Annotated in this window: 16 protein-coding genes and 2 tRNA genes; 10 read left to right on the top strand and 8 right to left on the bottom strand. The window is 68.9% G+C overall.

All coding sequences use genetic code 11. The annotated features are described in order from the left end of the window. Positions 1-136: 136 nt before the first annotated feature. Both E2F48_RS13800 and E2F48_RS13805 read right to left on the bottom strand, forming a co-directional pair. Positions 137-4,588: an ExeM/NucH family extracellular endonuclease gene (locus tag E2F48_RS13800; protein WP_133404525.1), complete on the bottom strand. Its 4,452-nt coding sequence runs from the start codon at positions 4,586-4,588 to the stop codon at positions 137-139. Between the two features lie 484 nt (positions 4,589-5,072). Next, positions 5,073-5,160, bottom strand: a tRNA-Ser gene (locus E2F48_RS13805). Positions 5,161-5,223: 63 nt separating this feature from the next. Here E2F48_RS13805 and E2F48_RS13810 point away from each other — a divergent pair. The 8 genes from E2F48_RS13810 (at position 5,224) to E2F48_RS13845 (ending at position 11,789) form a co-directional block, all read left to right on the top strand. Beyond that, positions 5,224-6,192 carry an NAD(P)H-quinone oxidoreductase gene (locus tag E2F48_RS13810; RefSeq protein WP_133404526.1) on the top strand — a complete coding sequence of 323 codons (969 nt, stop codon included), beginning with the start codon at positions 5,224-5,226 and terminating at the stop codon, positions 6,190-6,192. 89 nt (positions 6,193-6,281) lie between these two features. After that, positions 6,282-6,494, top strand: a complete 213-nt coding sequence (locus tag E2F48_RS13815; protein WP_133404527.1) for a hypothetical protein — start codon at positions 6,282-6,284, stop codon at positions 6,492-6,494. Between the two features lie 132 nt (positions 6,495-6,626). Next, positions 6,627-8,903 (top strand): carbon starvation CstA family protein, encoded by a 2,277-nt coding sequence (locus E2F48_RS13820; protein ID WP_133404528.1) that lies wholly within the window; start codon positions 6,627-6,629, stop codon positions 8,901-8,903. After that, positions 8,903-9,112 carry a YbdD/YjiX family protein gene (locus tag E2F48_RS13825; RefSeq protein ID WP_133404529.1) on the top strand — a complete coding sequence of 70 codons (210 nt, stop codon included), beginning with the start codon at positions 8,903-8,905 and terminating at the stop codon, positions 9,110-9,112. Before E2F48_RS13820 ends, E2F48_RS13825 begins: the two co-directional genes overlap by 1 nt. A gap of 159 nt (positions 9,113-9,271) precedes the next feature. Then, entirely contained in the window at positions 9,272-9,910 is a 639-nt protein-coding gene (locus E2F48_RS13830; protein ID WP_133404530.1) for a bacterial proteasome activator family protein, read from the top strand. 6 nt (positions 9,911-9,916) lie between these two features. Next, on the top strand, positions 9,917-10,366 hold the full coding sequence (locus E2F48_RS13835) for a hypothetical protein (RefSeq protein WP_133404531.1): 450 nt from the start codon (positions 9,917-9,919) through the stop codon (positions 10,364-10,366). 74 nt (positions 10,367-10,440) lie between these two features. Next, positions 10,441-11,280, top strand: coding sequence for an aldo/keto reductase (locus tag E2F48_RS13840; protein ID WP_133404532.1), 840 nt, complete (start codon positions 10,441-10,443; stop codon positions 11,278-11,280). 266 nt (positions 11,281-11,546) lie between these two features. Next, positions 11,547-11,789 (top strand): acyl carrier protein, encoded by a 243-nt coding sequence (locus E2F48_RS13845; RefSeq protein WP_133404533.1) that lies wholly within the window; start codon positions 11,547-11,549, stop codon positions 11,787-11,789. Between the two features lie 27 nt (positions 11,790-11,816). Here the strand turns inward: E2F48_RS13845 and E2F48_RS13850 are convergent, their stop codons facing one another. The 5 genes from E2F48_RS13850 to tmk form a co-directional block, all read right to left on the bottom strand. Beyond that, positions 11,817-12,596, bottom strand: coding sequence for a helix-turn-helix transcriptional regulator (locus E2F48_RS13850; protein ID WP_165968771.1), 780 nt, complete (start codon positions 12,594-12,596; stop codon positions 11,817-11,819). 121 nt (positions 12,597-12,717) lie between these two features. Beyond that, positions 12,718-12,793 (bottom strand) — tRNA-Thr (locus E2F48_RS13855). Positions 12,794-12,900: 107 nt separating this feature from the next. Next, the gene (locus E2F48_RS13860; RefSeq protein WP_246018994.1) at positions 12,901-14,472 is read right to left on the bottom strand and encodes an alpha/beta hydrolase; all 1,572 of its coding nucleotides are present in this window, start codon (positions 14,470-14,472) and stop codon (positions 12,901-12,903) included. Then, positions 14,469-15,629 carry a DNA polymerase III subunit delta' gene (locus E2F48_RS13865; RefSeq protein ID WP_133404535.1) on the bottom strand — a complete coding sequence of 387 codons (1,161 nt, stop codon included), beginning with the start codon at positions 15,627-15,629 and terminating at the stop codon, positions 14,469-14,471. The genes E2F48_RS13860 and E2F48_RS13865 overlap by 4 nt, the downstream gene beginning before the upstream one ends. Next, positions 15,626-16,273 (bottom strand): dTMP kinase, encoded by a 648-nt coding sequence (gene tmk, locus E2F48_RS13870; protein ID WP_246018996.1) that lies wholly within the window; start codon positions 16,271-16,273, stop codon positions 15,626-15,628. The genes E2F48_RS13865 and tmk overlap by 4 nt, the downstream gene beginning before the upstream one ends. A gap of 82 nt (positions 16,274-16,355) precedes the next feature. On the opposite strand from tmk, the gene E2F48_RS13875 reads away from it, so the two are divergent. Continuing rightward, entirely contained in the window at positions 16,356-17,522 is a 1,167-nt protein-coding gene (locus E2F48_RS13875; RefSeq protein WP_133404536.1) for a trans-sulfuration enzyme family protein, read from the top strand. A gap of 4 nt (positions 17,523-17,526) precedes the next feature. Beyond that, positions 17,527-17,847, top strand: coding sequence for a DUF2516 family protein (locus E2F48_RS13880; protein ID WP_246018999.1), 321 nt, complete (start codon positions 17,527-17,529; stop codon positions 17,845-17,847). A 22-nt stretch (positions 17,848-17,869) separates the two neighbouring features. Here the strand turns inward: E2F48_RS13880 and E2F48_RS13885 are convergent, their stop codons facing one another. Continuing rightward, entirely contained in the window at positions 17,870-18,691 is an 822-nt protein-coding gene (locus E2F48_RS13885; RefSeq protein WP_133404537.1) for an O-methyltransferase, read from the bottom strand. Positions 18,692-18,733: the final 42 nt, after the last annotated feature.

Here is an 18,733-nt window from a genome sequence, read left to right on the forward strand (position 1 = left end):
GCGCCGCCCAAAGGGTAGTGAGTTGCAGTTTCGGCGGTGGTGCGAGGAGCCCGACGGCGGTGCCCGCCCCTTAAACAACTCCGGGCCTGTGCGGATTACCGCACAGGCCCGGAGGTTTACGTTAGGGCTGGAACCGTCAGCTGTGACCGGGAGGGGTGCACTTCTTGCTGCCGGCCTTGTCGTCGCCCTTGACCGGCTTGTCGGCCTTGGGCCCGTTGCCCTTGCCGCACACCGGTTTCTCGACGACCACGGGTTCGGCCGTGACGAACAGCGTCACCGTAGTCTTCGATTCGGCGGCGGTGAGGACGATCCGGCCCGGGCCGTTCGCCGACGTCGGGATGGTGACGGTGACGGCTGCCGACCCGGCGGTGACCGGGGTGTTCCCGAGGTCGACCCGGACGCCGTCCGCCCCGACATACGCCGCGTTGAGCGAGGTGTTCGCCGGGCTTCCGAGCGAGGTCAGGTCGAGCTTCGAAACGGTGAACGAGGCCTGCCCGCCGGCCTGCACCGTCGTCGGCGCGTTCTGCACGAGCACCCCGCGGCGGTCGAAGGACGGCGACAGCGGGCTGTTGGCCTTCAAGTAGGAGATCCACGCGTCGCGGTCGACCAGCCCCGAGTCACGCACGTCGGTGCCCTGGGTGAAGGCGGCGAAGTTGTCGCCGCCCTGCGCCAGGAAGCTGAACGTGCCGATCCGGTAGCCGCGGGCCGGGTCGAGAGGCTCCCCGTTCACGGTTACCGAGGTGATCCGTGAGCCGCGCTCGCGGGCCGGGTCGTAGGTGTAGCTCACGTTGTCCGACAGGCCCAGGGCGAGGAACGACCGTGAACTGCCCTCGGGCTGCCACTGCTGTTCGAGCAGCGCGGTGAGCTGCGCCCCCGTCAGCGTGGTGGTCCAGAGGTTGTTCACGAACGGCAGCACCGCGTTGGCCTCGGCGTAGGTGATGACGCCGTCGGCACCGTAGTACAGCTCGTTGCGCAGTCCGCCGGGATTCGAGATGCCGATCTCGGCGCCGCCCCGCTCGGGGGCGGAGAGGCTGGCCTTGAGGGAGTCAGCGACGAGGTTGCCCAGCGTGGATTCCGAGGAACGGTCGTCGCGGGTGGTCCCGATGAAGGCGGTGGTGATGTCAGCGGTCACCGATGCCACCGGCTGGCTGCCGATGACGGACGCCTGGGCCAGGGCCGCATCCACGATGCGCTTGACCTCGGCGACCCGCGGGTAGGTGGTGACGAGGGTGTCGTTGGCCTCCGTGGTGCGGGCGACGTTGCGGGCCGTGTACGACTCGACGTCGCCGGTCGCGGTGTCGACGGTCAGGGTGATCTGACCGATGAACTCGCCGTAGGACCCGGTCTGCAGGATGGGACGGGTCTTGCCCTCGGCACCCGGAATCGGGGCGTCCCACGCGTACTGCTTGTGGGTGTGCCCAGTGTAGATCGCGTCGACAAGCGGGGTTGTGAGGGTGACGATGTCGGCGAAGGCACCGCCGGCCGCGACCTCCTCCTCGATGGTTCCGCCCTCGACGACGCCGTCCCCGGCGCCGTCGTGGTACTCGGCGATGATGACGTCGGCCAGGTCCTGTGCCTCGATCTCCTTGGCGACGCGGTTGACCGCCTCCACCGGATCACCGAACTCGATGTCGGCGATGCCGCCCGGGCTCACCAGGGTGGCCGTGGACTCGGTGACCGCCCCAATGACGGCGACGTCGACGCCGTCGAGCTCGAGCAGGGTGTACTCGTCCAGCACCGGGTCCTGGGTTCCCTTGGCGTAGACATTCGCGCCGAGGTACGGGAAGTCCGCCGCGTCGTCGACCCGACCGAGAAGGTCCTGCAGGCCGCCGTCGAACTCGTGGTTGCCGACGGCGGAGGTGCGCAGGTCGAGGGCGTTCAGGACATCCAGGGTCGGCTTGTCCTGCTGAAGCGACGATGCGAACAGCGACGCGCCGATGTTGTCTCCGGCCGAGAGGAACGCCGAGCTGCCTTCGGGGAAGGATGCCTTCAGTTTCTCGACGGTGCCGGCGAAGCGCACGGTGTTGGCGTCGATGCGCCCGTGGAAATCGTTGATGTTGAGCAGGTTCAGTTCGCTCGTGCCGTCGCCCAGGTTCATTCCGACGATCACAGGGTCGTGGTCGCTGGAGCGGTAGGGGTCGGGTGCGTAGTAGTCGGTGACGTTGTTGTTGTAGCGGCTGTACTCAAGCGCGACGGATTCGACGGCGTTGATGTTCCAGGTGTCCACTCCGGCGACGGTGGCGTCGGCGGCCGGGGAGGCGAGGATGTGGTCAAGCGAGCCGACCAGTCCGCCGAACACATACGAGTGACCGCCGGTCTTGGTGCCCTGGTTGACGTATCCGGCGTCGTAGAGGACCCGCATCGGGTCCTCGGCGGAGTAGGAGTTGAAGTCACCGGTCAGGAAGACCTTGTCGGTGCCGGCCTCGGCCTTGAGCCGGTCGGCGAATTCGACGAGGGCACGGGCCTGGAGGACGCGGGCGGCGTTCCAGGCGCCTTGGCCGTCACCGGAGTCGGCGTTCTCTCCGGTGCGCGGGCCCGAGCCCTTGGACTTGAAGTGATTCATGATGGCGATGAAGCGGCTCTCCTCACCGCCGTCGACGGTCTCGAAGGCCTGCGCGAGGGGCTTGCGGGCGTTCCCGAAAACGGTGTTGTCATCGAGGATGACCGAGTCGCCAATGGGCTTGGCGGCAGCCTTCTTGTAGATGAAGGCGGTGCGGATGACGTCCTCGTTCTCCAGCGCCGGCAGCGCCGCGGGGGAGCGGACGTAGTCCCAGACTCCCGGCGTCTGTTCGTTCAGGGCCGCGGTCAGCGTCGCGAGGGCGCTGTCGCGGTCCTTGCCGAACTTGGCGGAGTTCTCCACCTCGGCCAGGCTCACGACGTCGGCGCCAAGACCGGTGATCGCCTTGACGATCTTGGCCTCCTGGCGCTCGAAGTTCTCGGCGTTCGCCGCGCCGCGCACGTCACAGCCGCCGCGCACCGTAATGGGGTTGCCCTGACGGTCGTTGTTGAACGTGCAGCCGGCGACCTGGTCCCCTGTGGTGGAGAAGTAGTTGAGCACGTTGAACGACGCGAGCTTCAGCGAGCCCCCGACGTCCTTCGGGCTCGCCGGGCGCTCGCCGCTGAAGGCCACCGGCTGGACGGCGCCGGGGTTGGCGGGCGTCAGCTCGGTGAGCGGCTGGAACTTCCAGGCGGTGTTGCGGTAGTCGAGTACGACGGGCGAGGTGAACTTGGCGTTCGAGGTCACCCGGACCGGCTGGTCCACGGTGAGGTAGGGAAGCGGCTTGCCCCGGTTGGCGTCGTTGAAGAAGTTGGTCGTTGCGCCGTCGTCGAGTGCGATCCGGCGGGCGGCGTTGTCCGCGGCGACGGCAGCGTTTTCCGGGGTTCCCGGTGCCGCGGCTTCGGTGGGCTGCAGCAGCGGCGTGGTGCCGGCGGCGAGGGTGATTTCGCCGTACTGGTTGAGCGCGTAGTTGTCGGTGACCGTGAAGTCGCCGGCAGGCTGGAAGAGCATGCCCTCGTAGGCCTCGCGTGCCGCGTCGGTGGCGGGCAGCGGCAGGGCCGCGGCCTTGACTTCCTCGGCCGGTTCGGCGAGCTTGGTGGTTCCGCCGGCCGCGACGGTGAGCTGGGTCAGGCCGAAGAACTCGCCGGCCGTTCCGGTGACCTCGACGAAGTCGCCGGCGGCAATGGAGCCCACGGTGGCGGGGGAGTAGACGAAGATGGCGTCCGAGGCGTTCTGCCCCTCGGCCGCTGACGTTCCCGCGGTCTGCAGGTAGAAGCCGGCGAGGCCGCCGGTGGGGTAGGCGGCGGTGACCCTGCCGCGGGTCGTCACCGTGGTTCCCTTGAGCGGGGTCTCGGTGCCGGTGCCCTGGATCTCGCGGATGGGGACGACCTGCCCCGGAACCGGAGGTTCAACGGGCGGCTCCACGGGAGGCGGCGTCGGCGTCCCGGTGGAGTTGGTGGGCGTCACCGCCGTGGCGAGGGCGAAGTCGGCGGCGTTGCTGTTGGTGTCGGCGCCGTTGGTGCGGTTCATCGAGCTCTGCCCGCCGCCCGGGCCGGTCGCCCGGGCGCTCTCGAAGGTGTTGGAGGTCCCGTAGCCCAGCAGGTCGACCACGGCGGCGTGGCCGACGACGGAGTCGGTGGGCAACGGGTTCACGGCGGTGGCCTGGCGGGCCAGGAGGATAGTTCCGGAGCTCCCGCTGGCGTTGATCGCGCCCTTGACGTCCGGAGCGGGGAGGGTCTGGCCGGCCGTTCCGTTGCTCGAGCCCTGCACCAGGAAGTGCCCCCGGGCGGGGATGGTGCCTGTCAGCGGAGTGATGCCGGTGGGAGCGGAGGTGCCGGTCGCGGACCGGTACTGCAGGGACCACCCGTCGACGGTGACGGGGGTATCGGTGGGGTTGTACAGCTCAACGAACTTGTTGACGTACGGCGCGCCGGTGCTGCCGCCGGTCACATACGCTTCGTTGATGACGACGCCGCCGGTGCTGGCCGGCGTCGTTTCCTCGGCGCTTGCCGGGAGTGCTGCTGCGGGCGCGGCGAGCAGTCCCACCGTCAGCACCGAGCACAGCGCGCCTTTCCATGGCGAATTGATCATTCGGTAGAACTCTCCTTGAGACTGGCTGGTGTTCAGCCGGTGAGCCCGCGGGCCCGCACTGATGGTCCGGACGGCGGTTTGGTGATGGCTTAGACAGTATGGGTCACCTGTGACATACGTGACTAGTAACAATCCAACCAGCCAAGGATGAACAGGAGATGACATCCGGAGAAGCGGCGGGGCAGCAATTACTGGACTTTTCGCGGACCGTCTTGACAGTGCACGCTCTCCCGGCGCGTCGAGGGCGCAGCTCACCACGCTATGGGGCGGGCAGAGGGTGGTTAGCTGCAGTTCCGGCGGGAAGGCGGGAGCGGGTAAGGGGTGCGACACCGACTGCCCCGCGTCGAGTTGGCAGCTCGCCACGCTATGGGGTGGGCAAAGGGCGGGAAGCCGCGGTTTCGGCGGAGCCCGAGCCACAAGAAGGGGTCCGCCCCACGAAAAAAGGAACGGCCCCGGCTGCTGCCGGGGCCGTTCCTTCAGGGAGCGGAAGGTAAGGGATTCGAACCCTTGAGACGGGGTAACCGCCCACTGGTTTTCAAGACCAGCTCCTTCGGCCGCTCGGACAACCTTCCCCACTGAGTAGTGTTTCATGGGAACCTGCCCCACCCAAATCCCAAATCGAACGGAGAACGCCCGTGAAAGCAGTCGTCATCCGCGGTCCCGGAGGACCGGAAATGCTCGAACTGCGGGACGTTCCGGACCCTGCGCCCAAGCCCGGCGAGGTGCTGATCGACGTCGTCGCCGCCGGCCTGAACCGGGCCGATGTGCAGCAGCGCCGCGGGGTCTACCCGCCGCCGCTCGGTGCCTCCGAATACCCCGGCCTCGAGGTTTCCGGCAGGATTTCCGACCCGAATGGCTCCGCCCTCGCGGCCGGCACCGAGGTGGTGGCACTGCTCTCCGGAGGAGGCTACGCGGAGAAGGTCGCTGTGCCCGCCGGGCAGGTCCTGAGGGCGCCGGACGGCGTGGGGCTGGTTGAGGCCGCCGCCCTTCCGGAGACCGCCGCGACGGTGTACTCAAACCTGTTCATGACCGCCGGGCTGCAACGCGGGGAGACCGTGCTGGTCCACGGCGGCGCCGGCGGCATCGGCACGATGGCCATCCAGCTCGCCCGGGCCTTCGGTGCCGTGCCGCTGGTGACCGCGGGGTCGCCGGACAAGCTGCGGCTGGCGGCGTCCCTGGGCGCCGCCGCCATGAACTACCGCGAGCAGGACTTCGTCGAAGAGGTCCGGGCGGCGACCGGAGGCACGGGCGCCGACGTGATCCTCGACGTCGTTGGGGCAAAGTACCTTGACCGGAACATCCAGGCGCTCGCCGTCGGCGGCCGCCTGGTGGTGATCGGACTGCAGGGCGGCGCGACGGCCGAGGTGAACCTGGGCGCCCTGATGACGAAGCGGGCCAGCATCGCCGGATCCACCCTGCGGGCCCGGCCGCCGAAGCAGAAGGCGGAGATCATGGCCGCCGTGGAACGGGAGGTCTGGCCGCTGGTCGCAGCCGGACGCGTACGGCCCCTGGTGGGCCGCACCTTCCCCCTCGCCGGAGCCGCCGCCGCCCATGAGTACTTCGATTCGGGGGAGCACACGGGCAAGATCCTCCTGACGGTCTAGTCAACCTCCACCGGGATGATAAGCATGCTTCCTTCGGCGCGGCGGATGTGCGAATCTTGAGGCGTCCAACCGGACCGAGGAGGAACACCATGACAGCCAGTGCCAACGACGACGCGGGCGAAAAGGACAAGAGCGGCCTGGCGCAGGCCGCCGACAGCTTCACCCAAAACCTTGCGGACCAGGTGCCCGACGGCATCGACAGCGGCCCGCAAGATACCGCCAATGAGGGCGAGGACCCCCGCACGCATACCCATGCCAGCCTGAGCGAAGGATCGAACGCCCGGGACAACGACGGCCGCTGAGGCCGGACCGCTCACCGCACCGGCGGTGCCCTTCGGCGACGAGAGCCCCGTCGGCGCCTTGAGATGTGACGTGCACCTCAGTAGGTTGCTACCTTCGTGTGCATCACACCACTCGTATTCCAAGGGAGCATCATGAGTGAGAAGCACAACGGGGCGCACGGGCACAAAGGCGTGCTCGAGACCGACCCCGATCTTCCGCCCACCGCGATCGACGCGGCCGTGGCTGACGCGGAGGACCGCCGGTGGACGCCGGCGAAAATCGCGCTCTGGCTGGGCATCGCCCTGCTGGGCGGCATCGCCTGGATCATGCTGGCCATCGTCCGCGGCGAAACCGTCAACGCCATCTGGTTCGTCTTCGCGGCGGTCAGCACCTACTTCATCGCCTACCGGTTCTACTCCAAGTTCATCGAGCGCAAACTGCTGCAGCCCGATGACCGCCGCGCCACCCCCGCCGAGTACAAGGCGGACGGCAAGGACTACGTGGCCACCGACCGCCGCGTCCTCTACGGACACCACTTCGCGGCAATCGCCGGCGCCGGCCCGCTCGTCGGCCCGGTCCTCGCCGCCCAGATGGGCTACCTGCCCGGCACGCTGTGGATCATCGTCGGAGTAATCCTCGCCGGCGCGGTGCAGGACTACCTCGTCATGTTCTTCTCAATGCGCCGCGGCGGCCGCTCCCTGGGCCAGATGGCCCGCGAGGAACTCGGCGTCATCGGCGGTACGGCAGCGCTGCTCGCGACCCTGACCATCATGATCATCATCGTCGCCATCCTCGCCCTGGTCGTCGTGAACGCCCTGGGCGAGAGCCCCTGGGGCGTCTTCTCGGTCTCCATGACCATCCCCATCGCGCTGTTCATGGGCGTCTACCTGCGCTTCCTGCGGCCGGGCAAGGTCACCGAGGTCTCCCTGATCGGGTTCGCCCTCCTGATGCTCGCCATCGTCGCCGGCGGCTGGATCGCCGAGACGGAATGGGGCGTTGCGCTCTTCACCCTCGACCGCGTCACCATCGCGTGGGGCATCATCATCTACGGCTTCATCGCCGCGGTCCTGCCGGTCTGGCTGCTCCTCGCACCGCGTGACTACCTGTCGACCTTCATGAAGATCGGCACGATCGTGCTGCTGGCCGTGGCCATCATCATCACCCGCCCCGAGATCAGCGTTCCCGCCATCAGCGAGTTCGCCGCAACGGGCACAGGTCCGGTGGTCCCCGGCCCGCTCTTCCCCTTCCTGTTCGTCACCATCGCCTGCGGCGCGCTCTCGGGCTTCCACGCCCTGATCTCGTCGGGGACGACGCCGAAACTGATCGAGAAGGAACGCCAGGCCCGCTTCATCGGGTACGGCGGCATGCTGATGGAGTCCTTCGTCGCGATCATGGCGCTCGTCGCAGCGCTCTCGATCGACCGGGGCATCTACTTCGCCATGAACTCCTCGGCGGCGGCCACCGGCGGAACGGTCGAGGGCGCCGTCGCCTTCGTCAACGGCCTCGGGCTGACCGGCGTGAACCTCACCCCCGACGCGCTGACCTCGCTGGCCGGCAACGTCGGTGAGGAATCGATCGTCTCGCGCACCGGCGGAGCGCCGACCCTCGCCGTCGGCATCGCCCAGATAATGCAGGGCCTCTTCGGCGGCGGTGGCGCGATGGCGTTCTGGTACCACTTCGCCATCATGTTCGAGGCGCTGTTCATCCTGACCGCCGTCGACGCCGGCACCCGCGTTGCCCGGTTCATGCTCCAGGACAGCATCGGCAACTTCATCCCGCGCTTCCGCGACACCTCGTGGCGGGTCGGGGCCTGGCTCTGCACCGCAATCATGGTTGCCGGCTGGGGTGCGATCCTCATCATGGGCGTCACCGACCCGCTCGGCGGCATCAACACACTGTTCCCGCTGTTCGGCATCGCCAACCAGCTGTTGGCCGCCATCGCGCTCGCGGTGTGCATGGCGATCTGCGCGAAGAAGGGGGCCTTCAAGTACCTGTGGATCCCCGCGCTTCCGCTGGCATTCGCCGCCGTGGTCACCATTTCGGCGTCGTTCCTGAAGATCTTCTCGCCGGTGCCCGCCATCGGCTACTGGGCGCAGCACAACGCGTTCAAGGACGCCCTCGCCGCCGGTGAGGAGAGCTTCGGCAACGCCCCGACGGTTGAGGCCATGGAGAAGGTGGTGACCAACACCTTCATCCAGGGCACCCTGTCCATCGTCTTCGTGACGCTGGCGATCATCGTGATCATCACGGCGATCCTCGCCACGATCAGGGCCTACCGCAACGGCGGGGGCGACGAGACCGAGGACGCGCCGGTGCCCTCACGCATCTACGCGCCGGCCGGGCTCATCCCGACCCCGCCCGAGAAGGAGCTTGAGGCGCAGTGGAACGCGCTCGGGCCGGCCAAGCGTCCGGCAAGGTCCGGTCACTGATGAACACCGGAACTGCCCTCGGCAGGGCGCGGGACGCGGCACGCGGGGTGGCGTGGTTCTTCAAGGGCGTGATGGGCGAGAACGCCTACGCGGCCTACCTTGAGCACCACGAGGCGTCGCACTGCTCCGAGCCACCCATGACCGAGCGGCAATTCTGGCGGGACCGGACGGACCGCCAGGACGCCAACCCTGAAGGGCGCTGCTGCTAGGCGCCCCACCGAAGGGTGCTCTTACGCGCCCCACCGACCGGACCGGCCGGAGATGCCCTTGGGGGGACATCTCCGGCCGGTCCTTTTTGGAGATCGCCCAACGCGGCGTTGGCGGAGCGTCACCAGCACCCCTCCGGCCGCCCGTGAGAACATAAACTCATGACCGAACAGCAGCCAGGCAGTTCCTCATCCGGCGTACCCATCCCCGGGTCCGTACCCTCCCCCGGGAACCCGCCCGCCAACGCGCCCGCCGCGCCGCCGCCCGTGCCCGGTGTGGGGAAGTCCGACGCGGACACGCTGGGTTCGGGCCGGGCATCGCTCGCCGACCTCGTCGACCAGCCGGCCAAGGTCATGCGCATTGGGACGATGCTGAAGCAACTGCTTGAGGAGGTGCGCTCCGCACCGCTCGATGACGCCGGCCGCACCCGCCTCGCGGAAATTCACGAGCGTTCGGTCAAGGAACTCGAGGATGGCCTTGCCCCTGAGTTGGTGCAGGAACTCCACCGCATCAACCTGCCCTTTGAGGAGAATTCCGTCCCCACGGACGCAGAGCTGCGGGTGGCCCAGGCGCAGCTCGTCGGCTGGCTCGAGGGGCTCTTCCACGGTATTCAGGCGGCCCTTGCGGCCCAGCAGATGGCCAACCAGCAGCTTGCCGCCAAGCTCCAGCTCCGCCAGCTTCCGCCCGGTACCGTGATCGCCCCCGGCGTCGTCGTCGGGGAGGACGGGGAGCCCGTGCGGGCCCCCGGCAAGCAGGCGCCGACGGACCCGGAACACCGCGGGCCCGGCCAGTACCTCTAGCGACCGATGGGATTGTTTTCTGCGGCCCGGCAGGGCCGCAAGGATGACGCCGACCTGGGGAACGGAGTGTGGCGCCGCGCCCACGACCGGTTCCGCCGCGGCCTCGACCGGTACCACCAGATCCTTGAGGGGGTCGAGGACGACGACGTGTACAACGAACTGGTCGCCGTCGCCAACCAACTGGGGGAACTGCTCCCGCGGGTGCGCGCCGTCTGCGCCAGAGCCCAGGCGCAGTGGCCCAGCGAGGGCCTCGACATCCCCGGCGCCGTCATCTCGGTCCATCGGGCCCTGTCCCGCGCCGGCAACACCCTCGCCACGACGGCGGAGGCGGCGGCTATGACGCGCCTTGACGGGGAGCGGTGGGGCGTGGCCTCGGCCGGGCTCGATAACGTCCGGCGGCGGGCCGAACTTGTGGTTGAGGATGTGCTCGAAGCCGAACGCGAGCTTCCTGGCTAGGGCACCTGCAGGTGCTAAGGGTGCTGAAGATTGACGTTGTGAAATAGATGCCGGATGTGATTAGTTAAGTCCCTATGACTACATCACCAGAACTGAAATTCAACGACGGACTCTCGATCCCCCAGCTCGGCTTTGGCGTGTGGCAGGTTGAAGACGACACGGCCGAGAAGGTGGTGGGCCAGGCATTCCAGGCCGGCTACCGCCATATCGACACCGCCAAGATCTACGGGAACGAGGCCGGGGTAGGACGCGCGATCGCGGCCTCGGGTATCCCCGCCGAGGATCTGTTCATCACGACCAAGCTCTGGAACTCCGACCAGGGTTACGAAAGCACCCTTGCGGCGTTCGATAAGTCAATGGAGAAGCTGGGTCTCGAGACCCTCGATCTGTACCTGATCCACTGGCTCCAGCCGAAGCAGGGCAAGTACCTCGACACCTGGAAGGCGCTCATCGAGCTGCAGAAGCAGGGGCGCGTCCGCAGCATCGGCGTCTCCAACTTCACCATCGAGGCGCTCCAGGAGATCATCGACGAGACCGGCGTTGTGCCTGTCATCAACCAGGTCGAGTCCCACCCCTACTTCAGCCAGCCCGAACTGCGGGCCTTCCACGCTGAGAAGGGCATCCTCCACGAGGCCTACTCGCCCCTCGGTTCCGGCAAGGGACTCCTCGAGGATCCGGTGCTCAAGGACATCGCCGCCAAGCGCGGCGCGACCCCGGGCCAGGTTGTGCTGGGATGGCACCTCGCCCTCGGCAATGTCGTGATCCCCAAGACGGTCACCGAGTCCCGCATCGAGGAGAACTGGGCAGCACTCGACGTGCAGCTCGCCGACGAGGATATCGAGGCCATCTCGGCGCTCGACAAGGGCGAGGCCGGCCGCATCGGCGCCGACCCCGCGACGGCGGATTTCGCCTGATTCCCGCAAGGCGCCGCGCGTGGGCGGGGCCCGCGCGCAGCTCCGTCCGCTAAGCCGCAGGAAGGGACGCTGTCCCTCGCAGGAAGGCCACCCGGTCCGCCGGGTGGCCTTCCTGCGTTTGGAACCGTAGGGCGTCCGAGTGCCGTTTTGCTACCAGAGGTGATGCCGGTTTGCGAGCGGAAGGGGAGAGCGAATTTCGCGTTGCCCGCCTTCGGGAGCGGTCCTAACCTGACACCACCTGTAGTCCCCAACTATGGAGGTGCATGATGGCTACTGGCGAAACCGGATTCGACGACGTTTCCTTCGACCTCATCTCGCTGCAGTATCACTCGCTCAAGGCCGGACACGACTATGGGCAGTACGTGCGCGATGCCCGGAATGCCGGACGGGAGGACATCGCCGGGTTCTTCGAGCAGGTCATGGCGCAGGATTCCGAGCGTGCGAAGAAGTGCCATGAATTCCTCGGCGACCTGATGCACTCGGGTCAGGCCGGGCCTGCGATGAGCTGAGGCCCGCTCGCCCCGGCCGGGGCTGCGTCAGGTCCCGGCCGAGGCGAGCGCCGGCACGGCGAGGAGCACCGGCAGCTGCCATTCCTCGGCCGGCTCCAGTTCGATGCCGACATGGTGGTGCGGTGCGCCCCGCCCCACAAGGATCGGCCGCATCGTCCTGCCGTACACGCTGCGCACCGGTACCAACTGCCGCAGCGGCTCGGCCGCACCCGGCAGGGCCGAGGCGAGCACCCAGAACCGCCCCGGTGGGACGTTGACGAACGCGAAGGTATCGACGCCGTCGAGCAGCGAACTGGTTACGGGCCGGCCCTTCGCGGAGGGCGTGGTGAACAGCCCCACGTACAGGGCGGGGTTGGGCCCGACGGCATCCCTGGCCGCGCGGCTCAGGACGGCCACCCCGGAGATGGTTCCTCCGCTGGTAAGTCCGGTGGGCAGGTGGAGCGGACGCGGTGGATGGTCCGCGAGGATGTGGGGCAGCACCCGGAAGCGGCCGGGACTGTACCCGACGCCCTCGGCGAAACGCCGGCTGAAGGTTCCCAGCGAGGTGAAGCCGACCTCGAAGCAGATGTCGCGTACCGGCTCTCCGCTGGTGAGCAGCAGGGTCTTGGCGCGTTCGAAGCGCAGGTGGGCCAGATAACGTCCGGGCGGCATTCCCACGACGGATTCGAAGAGGCGCACGAGGTGGGACGGGCTGTACCCGACGTGGTCGGCGACGTCGCCCAGGGAAATCGGGTCGGACGCCTTGGCGCTGAGGAACTGGGCGGCGCTCAGCGCCGCGCCGTCGATGGTGTTTCGAATCTTTTCCACATCAGCTCCCGCAGTCGATGATCCCTCCAACGCCATTGGGCGTAAAGACGTTTCCCTGAGGGCGTGATCACAGGAGCGGATACAGAAAACCCCGCGGCTTCGTCGAAGCGCGGGGTTCCGGTGGAGCCTCCTGCCAGAGTCGAACTGGCGACCTTCTCATTACGAGTGAGACGCTCTACCGACTGAGCTAAGGAGGCACGCTTCATGAGCCGGACCGATTGGTCCCTCAATCCACAAGAAGCAACTCTATAAGAGCCTGCGCCCGGTGGTCAAAAGCGCACCCACGTCCGACCGCGGTTGCCCTTCAGCAGCGGACCCCGTCCTTAGGCACGGCGCCCTCAAGGAAGTAGTCATCCACGATGTCCAGGATGCAGTCGTTGGATCGGCCATAAGCGGTGTGCCCCTCGCCCTCCCAGGTCACGTGGACGGCCGACTCGAGCTGATCCGCCAAGGCCAGCGACCATTCGTAGGGTGTGGCGGGGTCCCCGGTAGTTCCGATCACCAAGAGCGGGTCGGCCCCCGGAGCGCTGGCGGGCGCCGGTTCGCGCACCGGGCCGTACTTCCACGGCTCGCAGGTCAGCCCTCCGTAGGCGAGAAGCTCACCGAAGGTCGGTGAGGCCGCCACCAGCTCCGCCTCGTCGCGGCGCAGCTGCTCGGGGTCCGTCACCATGGGGTAGTCGAGGCAGTTCACGGAGAGGAAGGCGTCGGTCGCATTGGTGCTGTAGGTGCCGTCAGCCTCCCGCTCGAAGGACAGATCCGCAAGGTACATCATGTCGGTGTAGTCGCCCTCAAGGGCGGTGGTCACCGCGTCGGTGAGCGTCGGCCAGCTCGAGTCGTCGTACAGGGGAAGGATGAAGCCCTGGACGAAACTGCCGATGGTGACAAGGCGCCCGTCCTCGGCCGGCTTCGGCTCCTCCTGAACGGCGGTGAAGAGGTCCTGCACGGCGGCCACACCGGCGTCTACATCGCCCGGCAGCGGGCAGTCCTCCCGGGCTTGGCAGTCGGCGACATAGGCGCGCAGGGCCTTCTCGAAGGCTGCCGCCTGCGCAAGCGTCACCTGCTCATTGCTGAGGGCAGGGTTCAGGGCGCCGTCGAATACGAGGCGGCCGGAACGCTCGGGGAACAGCCCGGCATAGGCGGCGCCCAGCAGGGTGCCGTAGGAGAAGCCGAGGTAGTTGAGCTTGGGGTCCCCGACGAGGGCCCTGAGGATGTCCATGTCCCGTGCGGCGCTGTCCGTGTCGACGAAGCCGAGCAGCTCACCGGTCCGCTCCGCGCACAGGTCGGCATACTCCCGGGCCTCGGCCCGCAGGAGCTCGAGCGCTTCCTCGTCGGGGGTGTCGGGCGGAATGAACTCCTCACGGGCGGCGTCCTGTTCCTTGTCGGTGCGGCACTCGACCGCCGTGGACCGGTTGACCCCGCGCGGGTCGAACCCGAGGATGTCGTAGTCTGCACGGACCCGGTCGCTGGCCACCCGCTGCAGGGCATCCCGGACGATGTTGTACCCGGACCCACCCGGGCCGCCCGGATTGACCAGGATCGTCCCCTGCGGCTCGCCCTTCGTCGCGTCGGCGCGGATGGCCGCGATTTCGATGGTCGCCCGTCCCGGGTCGCTGTAGTCAAGGGGCACCTCGACCCGGGCGCAGGCGAAGTCGTCCTCGCACGGCTCCCACTCCACTTCCTGGCTGTAAAAGGGCTCAAGGCCGGCTGGGACGTCGCCGATGGCGTCCGGGTCCGCCGTCACGACTCCGGTGTCCGGGGCCTTGTCCGCCGACGGCCCGGGCAGCAGCGTGCAGCCCGAGAGCAGGAGGGCGGCGGCCGTGCCCGAGGCCACCCAGCGGTGCAGCCGGCGCAGGCCTGGCAGGGTCTTCGGGCTCACGAGGCGAGATCCTTCCGGGACAGGAGGCCGACGGTCATCGCCTCGATCGCCAGCAGCGGCGAGACGTTCGTGCTGACGAGGCGTTCGCGCACCTCATTGATCGTGTCGATGCGCCGCAGGGTGTCCTCGGCCGATTCCCGTCGCGCGAAGGCTTCGAGCTCCGGGCGCAGCGGTTCATTGACGAGGTCGCGGCCGCTGGAGACCTGGAGCATCAGCACATCCCGGTAGAAGGAGATCAGGTCGGTCAGGGCGCGGTCGAAGTAGTCGTTTTTTGACCGCTTGGCCCGCCGCGTCTGGTCCTCTTCGAGGCGCTTGACCTGGCTGCGCATCGAGGGGGGAAGGGTTCCCGATTCCGGTGCGCCCAGGGCGGTGAGCAGTGCGGCCCGCTCGGAGGCGTCGCGCTGCTCGAAGGAGCTCTGCGCCTCCGCCTCGGCGAGTTTCACCAGGTCAGCTGCGGCCTGCATGGCTCCGGAGACCGAGCGCAGGGTCAGCGGCAGCCGCACAATCTGGTTGCGGCGCTCGCGGGCGCCGTCGTCGGTGGCCAACCGCTTGGCCACGCCGATGTGGCTCTGTGCGGCCCGTGCCGCCGCCTCGGCCGTGGCCGGATCGATCCCGTCGCGGTGCACCAGCAGGTCCGCGACGTCGCGCACGGGGGGCAGGCGCAAACTCACGCTGCGGCAGCGCGAGCGGATCGTCACCAGGACGTCCCCGGGGCTCGGTGCGCACAGCAGCCAGATGGTCCGCGGGGGCGGTTCCTCGATCGCCTTCAGCAGCACGTTGGTGCTGCGTTCCTGCATGCGGTCGGCATCCTCGACGATGATGACGCGCCACCGGCCGGTCGAGGGCTTGTCCTGGGCCTTGCGCACCAGTTCCCGCGCCTCGTCGATGGTGATGGTGACCTTCTCGGTCGTGACATTCGTGAGGTCGGCGTGCGAGCCGGCGAGCACGGTGCGGCAGGACTTGCAGGTGCCGCAACCGCGCTCCGTCACATCCCGGTCGCACAGCAGGGCTGCGGCGAATGCCCGCGCCGCGTTTGAACGGCCGGAGCCGGGCGGGCCGGTGAACAGCCAGGCATGCGTGGGTGCGCCGGACCGGGAGGCCCGCTGCAGCTGCTCCACCACGGGTTCCTGCCCGCGCAGGTCGGTCCAGACGCTCACGCGAGGCGCTCCCGGGCCGCGGCCAGCACGCGCTGGGCCAGGTCGCCGACGGGGGAGGCGGCGGGGAGCACCAGGTAGCGGGCCGGGTCGCGGTCGGCCGCCTCGAGGAAGGCGCCGCGGATCCGCGCGTGGAAGTCGTCGGGCTCGGACTCCATCCGGTCCTCGGGGGCATCGCCGGCGACGCGCCGGTTGCGGCCCTCCTGCGGCTCCACGTCGAGCAGCACCGTGAGGTCGGGCCGGAGCCCTTGGACCGCCCAGAGATTCAGGTCCTCCACATCCCGGGCGCCCAGCCCGCGTCCGGCGCCCTGATACGCCACCGAGGAGTCGATGTATCGGTCGCAGACGACGACGTCACCGCGCCGCAGGGCGGGCAGGATCACCTGCTGCACGTGGGCCGCACGCGAGGCAGCGAATAGCAGCGCTTCGGTCCGGGCGTCGATCTCGCCCTGCCCGTGTTCGAGCACCAGGTCACGCAGCCTCTCGCCCACCGGCGTCCCGCCGGGCTCGCGGGTCCGCACCACGGGGACGCCCTCGGCCTCAAGCGCCCGGCACAGCGCGCCCACCTGCGTCGACTTGCCCGCGCCGTCGCCGCCCTCGAAAGCAATAAATAGCCCCGGCAGCGGATGCGGATTCGACAGAGTCACACGCCCAGCCTACCGAGTGCCACCCCCACTTGCCGACGCCGCCGGTGCGGCAGGGACAAACGCTCCGGGCTACCCTTTCCCCATGGCTAATTCCGACCCCGACCTGGCTCCCGATACCGTCGTCGTCTCGGCAGGCCGGCCCGCCCGGGAGCACGATGCCCCGGCCAACCCGCCGCTGGTGCTGTCGACGACCTTTCACGAGACCCGGGCACCTGAGCCGGGCGACCGGATCTATGGACGCATGTCCAACCCGAGCTGGGACCCCTTCGAGGAGGCACTGGGCCGACTCGAGGGCGCAGCCCTCCCGGCTCTGGTGTTCAGCTCCGGGCTCGGCGCCGCCGCAGCGGCGCTCTCCCTCGTGCCGGCCGGCGGCACCGTCATCATGCCGCGCCACGCCTACGCCGGCTCGGTCAGCCTGGCCACGGCCGAGGCGGCCGCCGGCAGGTTCACGCTGCGCACCGTCGACATCGCCGACACCGAGGCCGTACTGCGGGAGATCGACGCGCTGCCCGGCTCGCCGGCCGGCATGCTCTGGCTGGAAAGCCCCACCAACCCGATGCTCGAGGTGGCCGAGACCGCGCGTCTGGCCGGTGCGGCGCGGGCCGCAGGAGCGCTGGTCGTCACCGATAACACCTTCAACACCCCGCTGCTCTCCAGGCCCCTCGAAACCGGGGCCGACGTGGTGCTGCACTCGGTGACCAAGTACCTCTCGGGCCACTCCGACGTCGTCCTGGGGGCGCTCGCCACCTCCAATCCCGCCCTGCGCGAGCGGCTGCTGGCCCACCGGACCCTCCACGGCGCAGTTGCCGGTCCCTTCGAGGTGTGGCTGGCCCTGCGCGGGCTGCGCACCCTGGCGGTGCGGATGGAACGGGCGCAGGCCAACGCGGCCGAACTCGCCGCCCGGCTGACCGGCCACCCGGCGGTCGACCGTGTCCGTTTCCCCGGACTGCCGCAGGATCCCGGCCACGAACGGGCCAAGGCGCAGCTGAGCGGATTCGGGGCCATCGTCTGCATCGAGCCCGCCGGGGGACTCGAGGCGGCCGAGGCGCTGGTCGGGGCGGTGCGCCTGTGGCTGCCGGCGACCTCGCTCGGCGGCGTCGAATCCCTTATCGAACGGCGGCGCCGCCAGCCGGGCGAGCCGGCCACGGTTCCCGAGTCCCTCGTGCGGCTCTCGGTGGGCATCGAGAACGTCGAGGATCTGTGGGCAGACCTCGAAAACGCGCTCAAGGCATCCCAGCGGCTAAGCTAACTCCGTGGGTATCATCCTGACTTTCGAGTTCTACCTGTACCTCGTTCTTGGCTATGTCGCGCTGGGTCTCGAGCTGTGGGCCTTTGCCGACTGCGTACGGCGCCCCGCGGCGTCCTTTGAAGCGACCCTCAAGCGCACCAAGGGCTTCTGGATGGCCATCACCGGCGGCGCCGTGGTCGTCGGAATTTTCAGCGCACTCAGCCCGGGATTCGGCTTGTTCAAGCTGGTCGCCGTCGTCGCCGCGTGCGTCTACCTCGCCGACGTGAAGCCGGCCGTCAGCGAGATCCGCGGCCGCGGCAACCAGGGCCCGTACGGCCCCTGGTAAGGCCCCGGGAGGAAGACCTTCCCTACGCTGCCCGCCCGGCGGTGCCGGCCGGCTCGACGGCGCTCCACGCCACGGTGACCTCGCCGAGGCGCCACCGCGACGGCGAGTCCAGCAGCGGCCAGCCGGCCTCCACCAAGGCCGCGCACATCGCCGTCCACCGCTGGCGTGCCCCGAAGGCGGCCAGCGGGGCCGCATCAAGCCAGGCCCGGTCCATCGCCAGCAGGAAGCGATGAACATTCTCGCCGGGAACATTGCGGTGGATCAGGGCCTTGGGGAGGCGCTCGGCGACGTCCGACGGCAGGGTGAAGGCCCCGAAGCGCATCGAAATGCTCAGTGACACCGGGCCGTGCCGGTCGACGGCGGCCCAGGTTGACCGCCTGCCGATCTCATCACAGGTGCCATCGATGAACAGTCCGTCCTCCGAAAGCCGGGACCGCACCGTGTCCCAATGCGCCAGGTAGTCGCCCTCGTCGTACTGGCGGAGCACATTGAATGCACGCACCAGGACGGGACGGCGTCCAGGCACCGGCACCTCGAAGCCGCCCTGGCGGAAGCCGAGGCCCGCCCGCTCCAGCGGCCGGGCCGCCTCGACCCGGGCCGGGTCAATCTCGATGCCGATCAGTTCGCTGTCGGGGCGGACCCGGCGCAGCCGGCCGAACAGTTCGACGGCGGTCACCGGCGCGGCGCCGTAACCGAGGTCGACGACGAGGGGGTCCTCCGCGCGGCGCAGGCGCCACGCCTGCGGCCCGGCCAGCCACCGGTCGACCCGGCGGAGCCGGTTGGGATTCGTCGTTCCGCGTGTGATGCTGCCCACGGGCTTCCCGGCGCGGAGGTGAAAGTGCACCGTCCAAGGGTACTCGCACCGCCGGTGCCCAGATGCCCGCCG

It is taken from the genome of Arthrobacter crusticola (assembly GCF_004357995.1).
Lineage (GTDB): Bacteria > Actinomycetota > Actinomycetes > Actinomycetales > Micrococcaceae > Arthrobacter_D > Arthrobacter_D crusticola.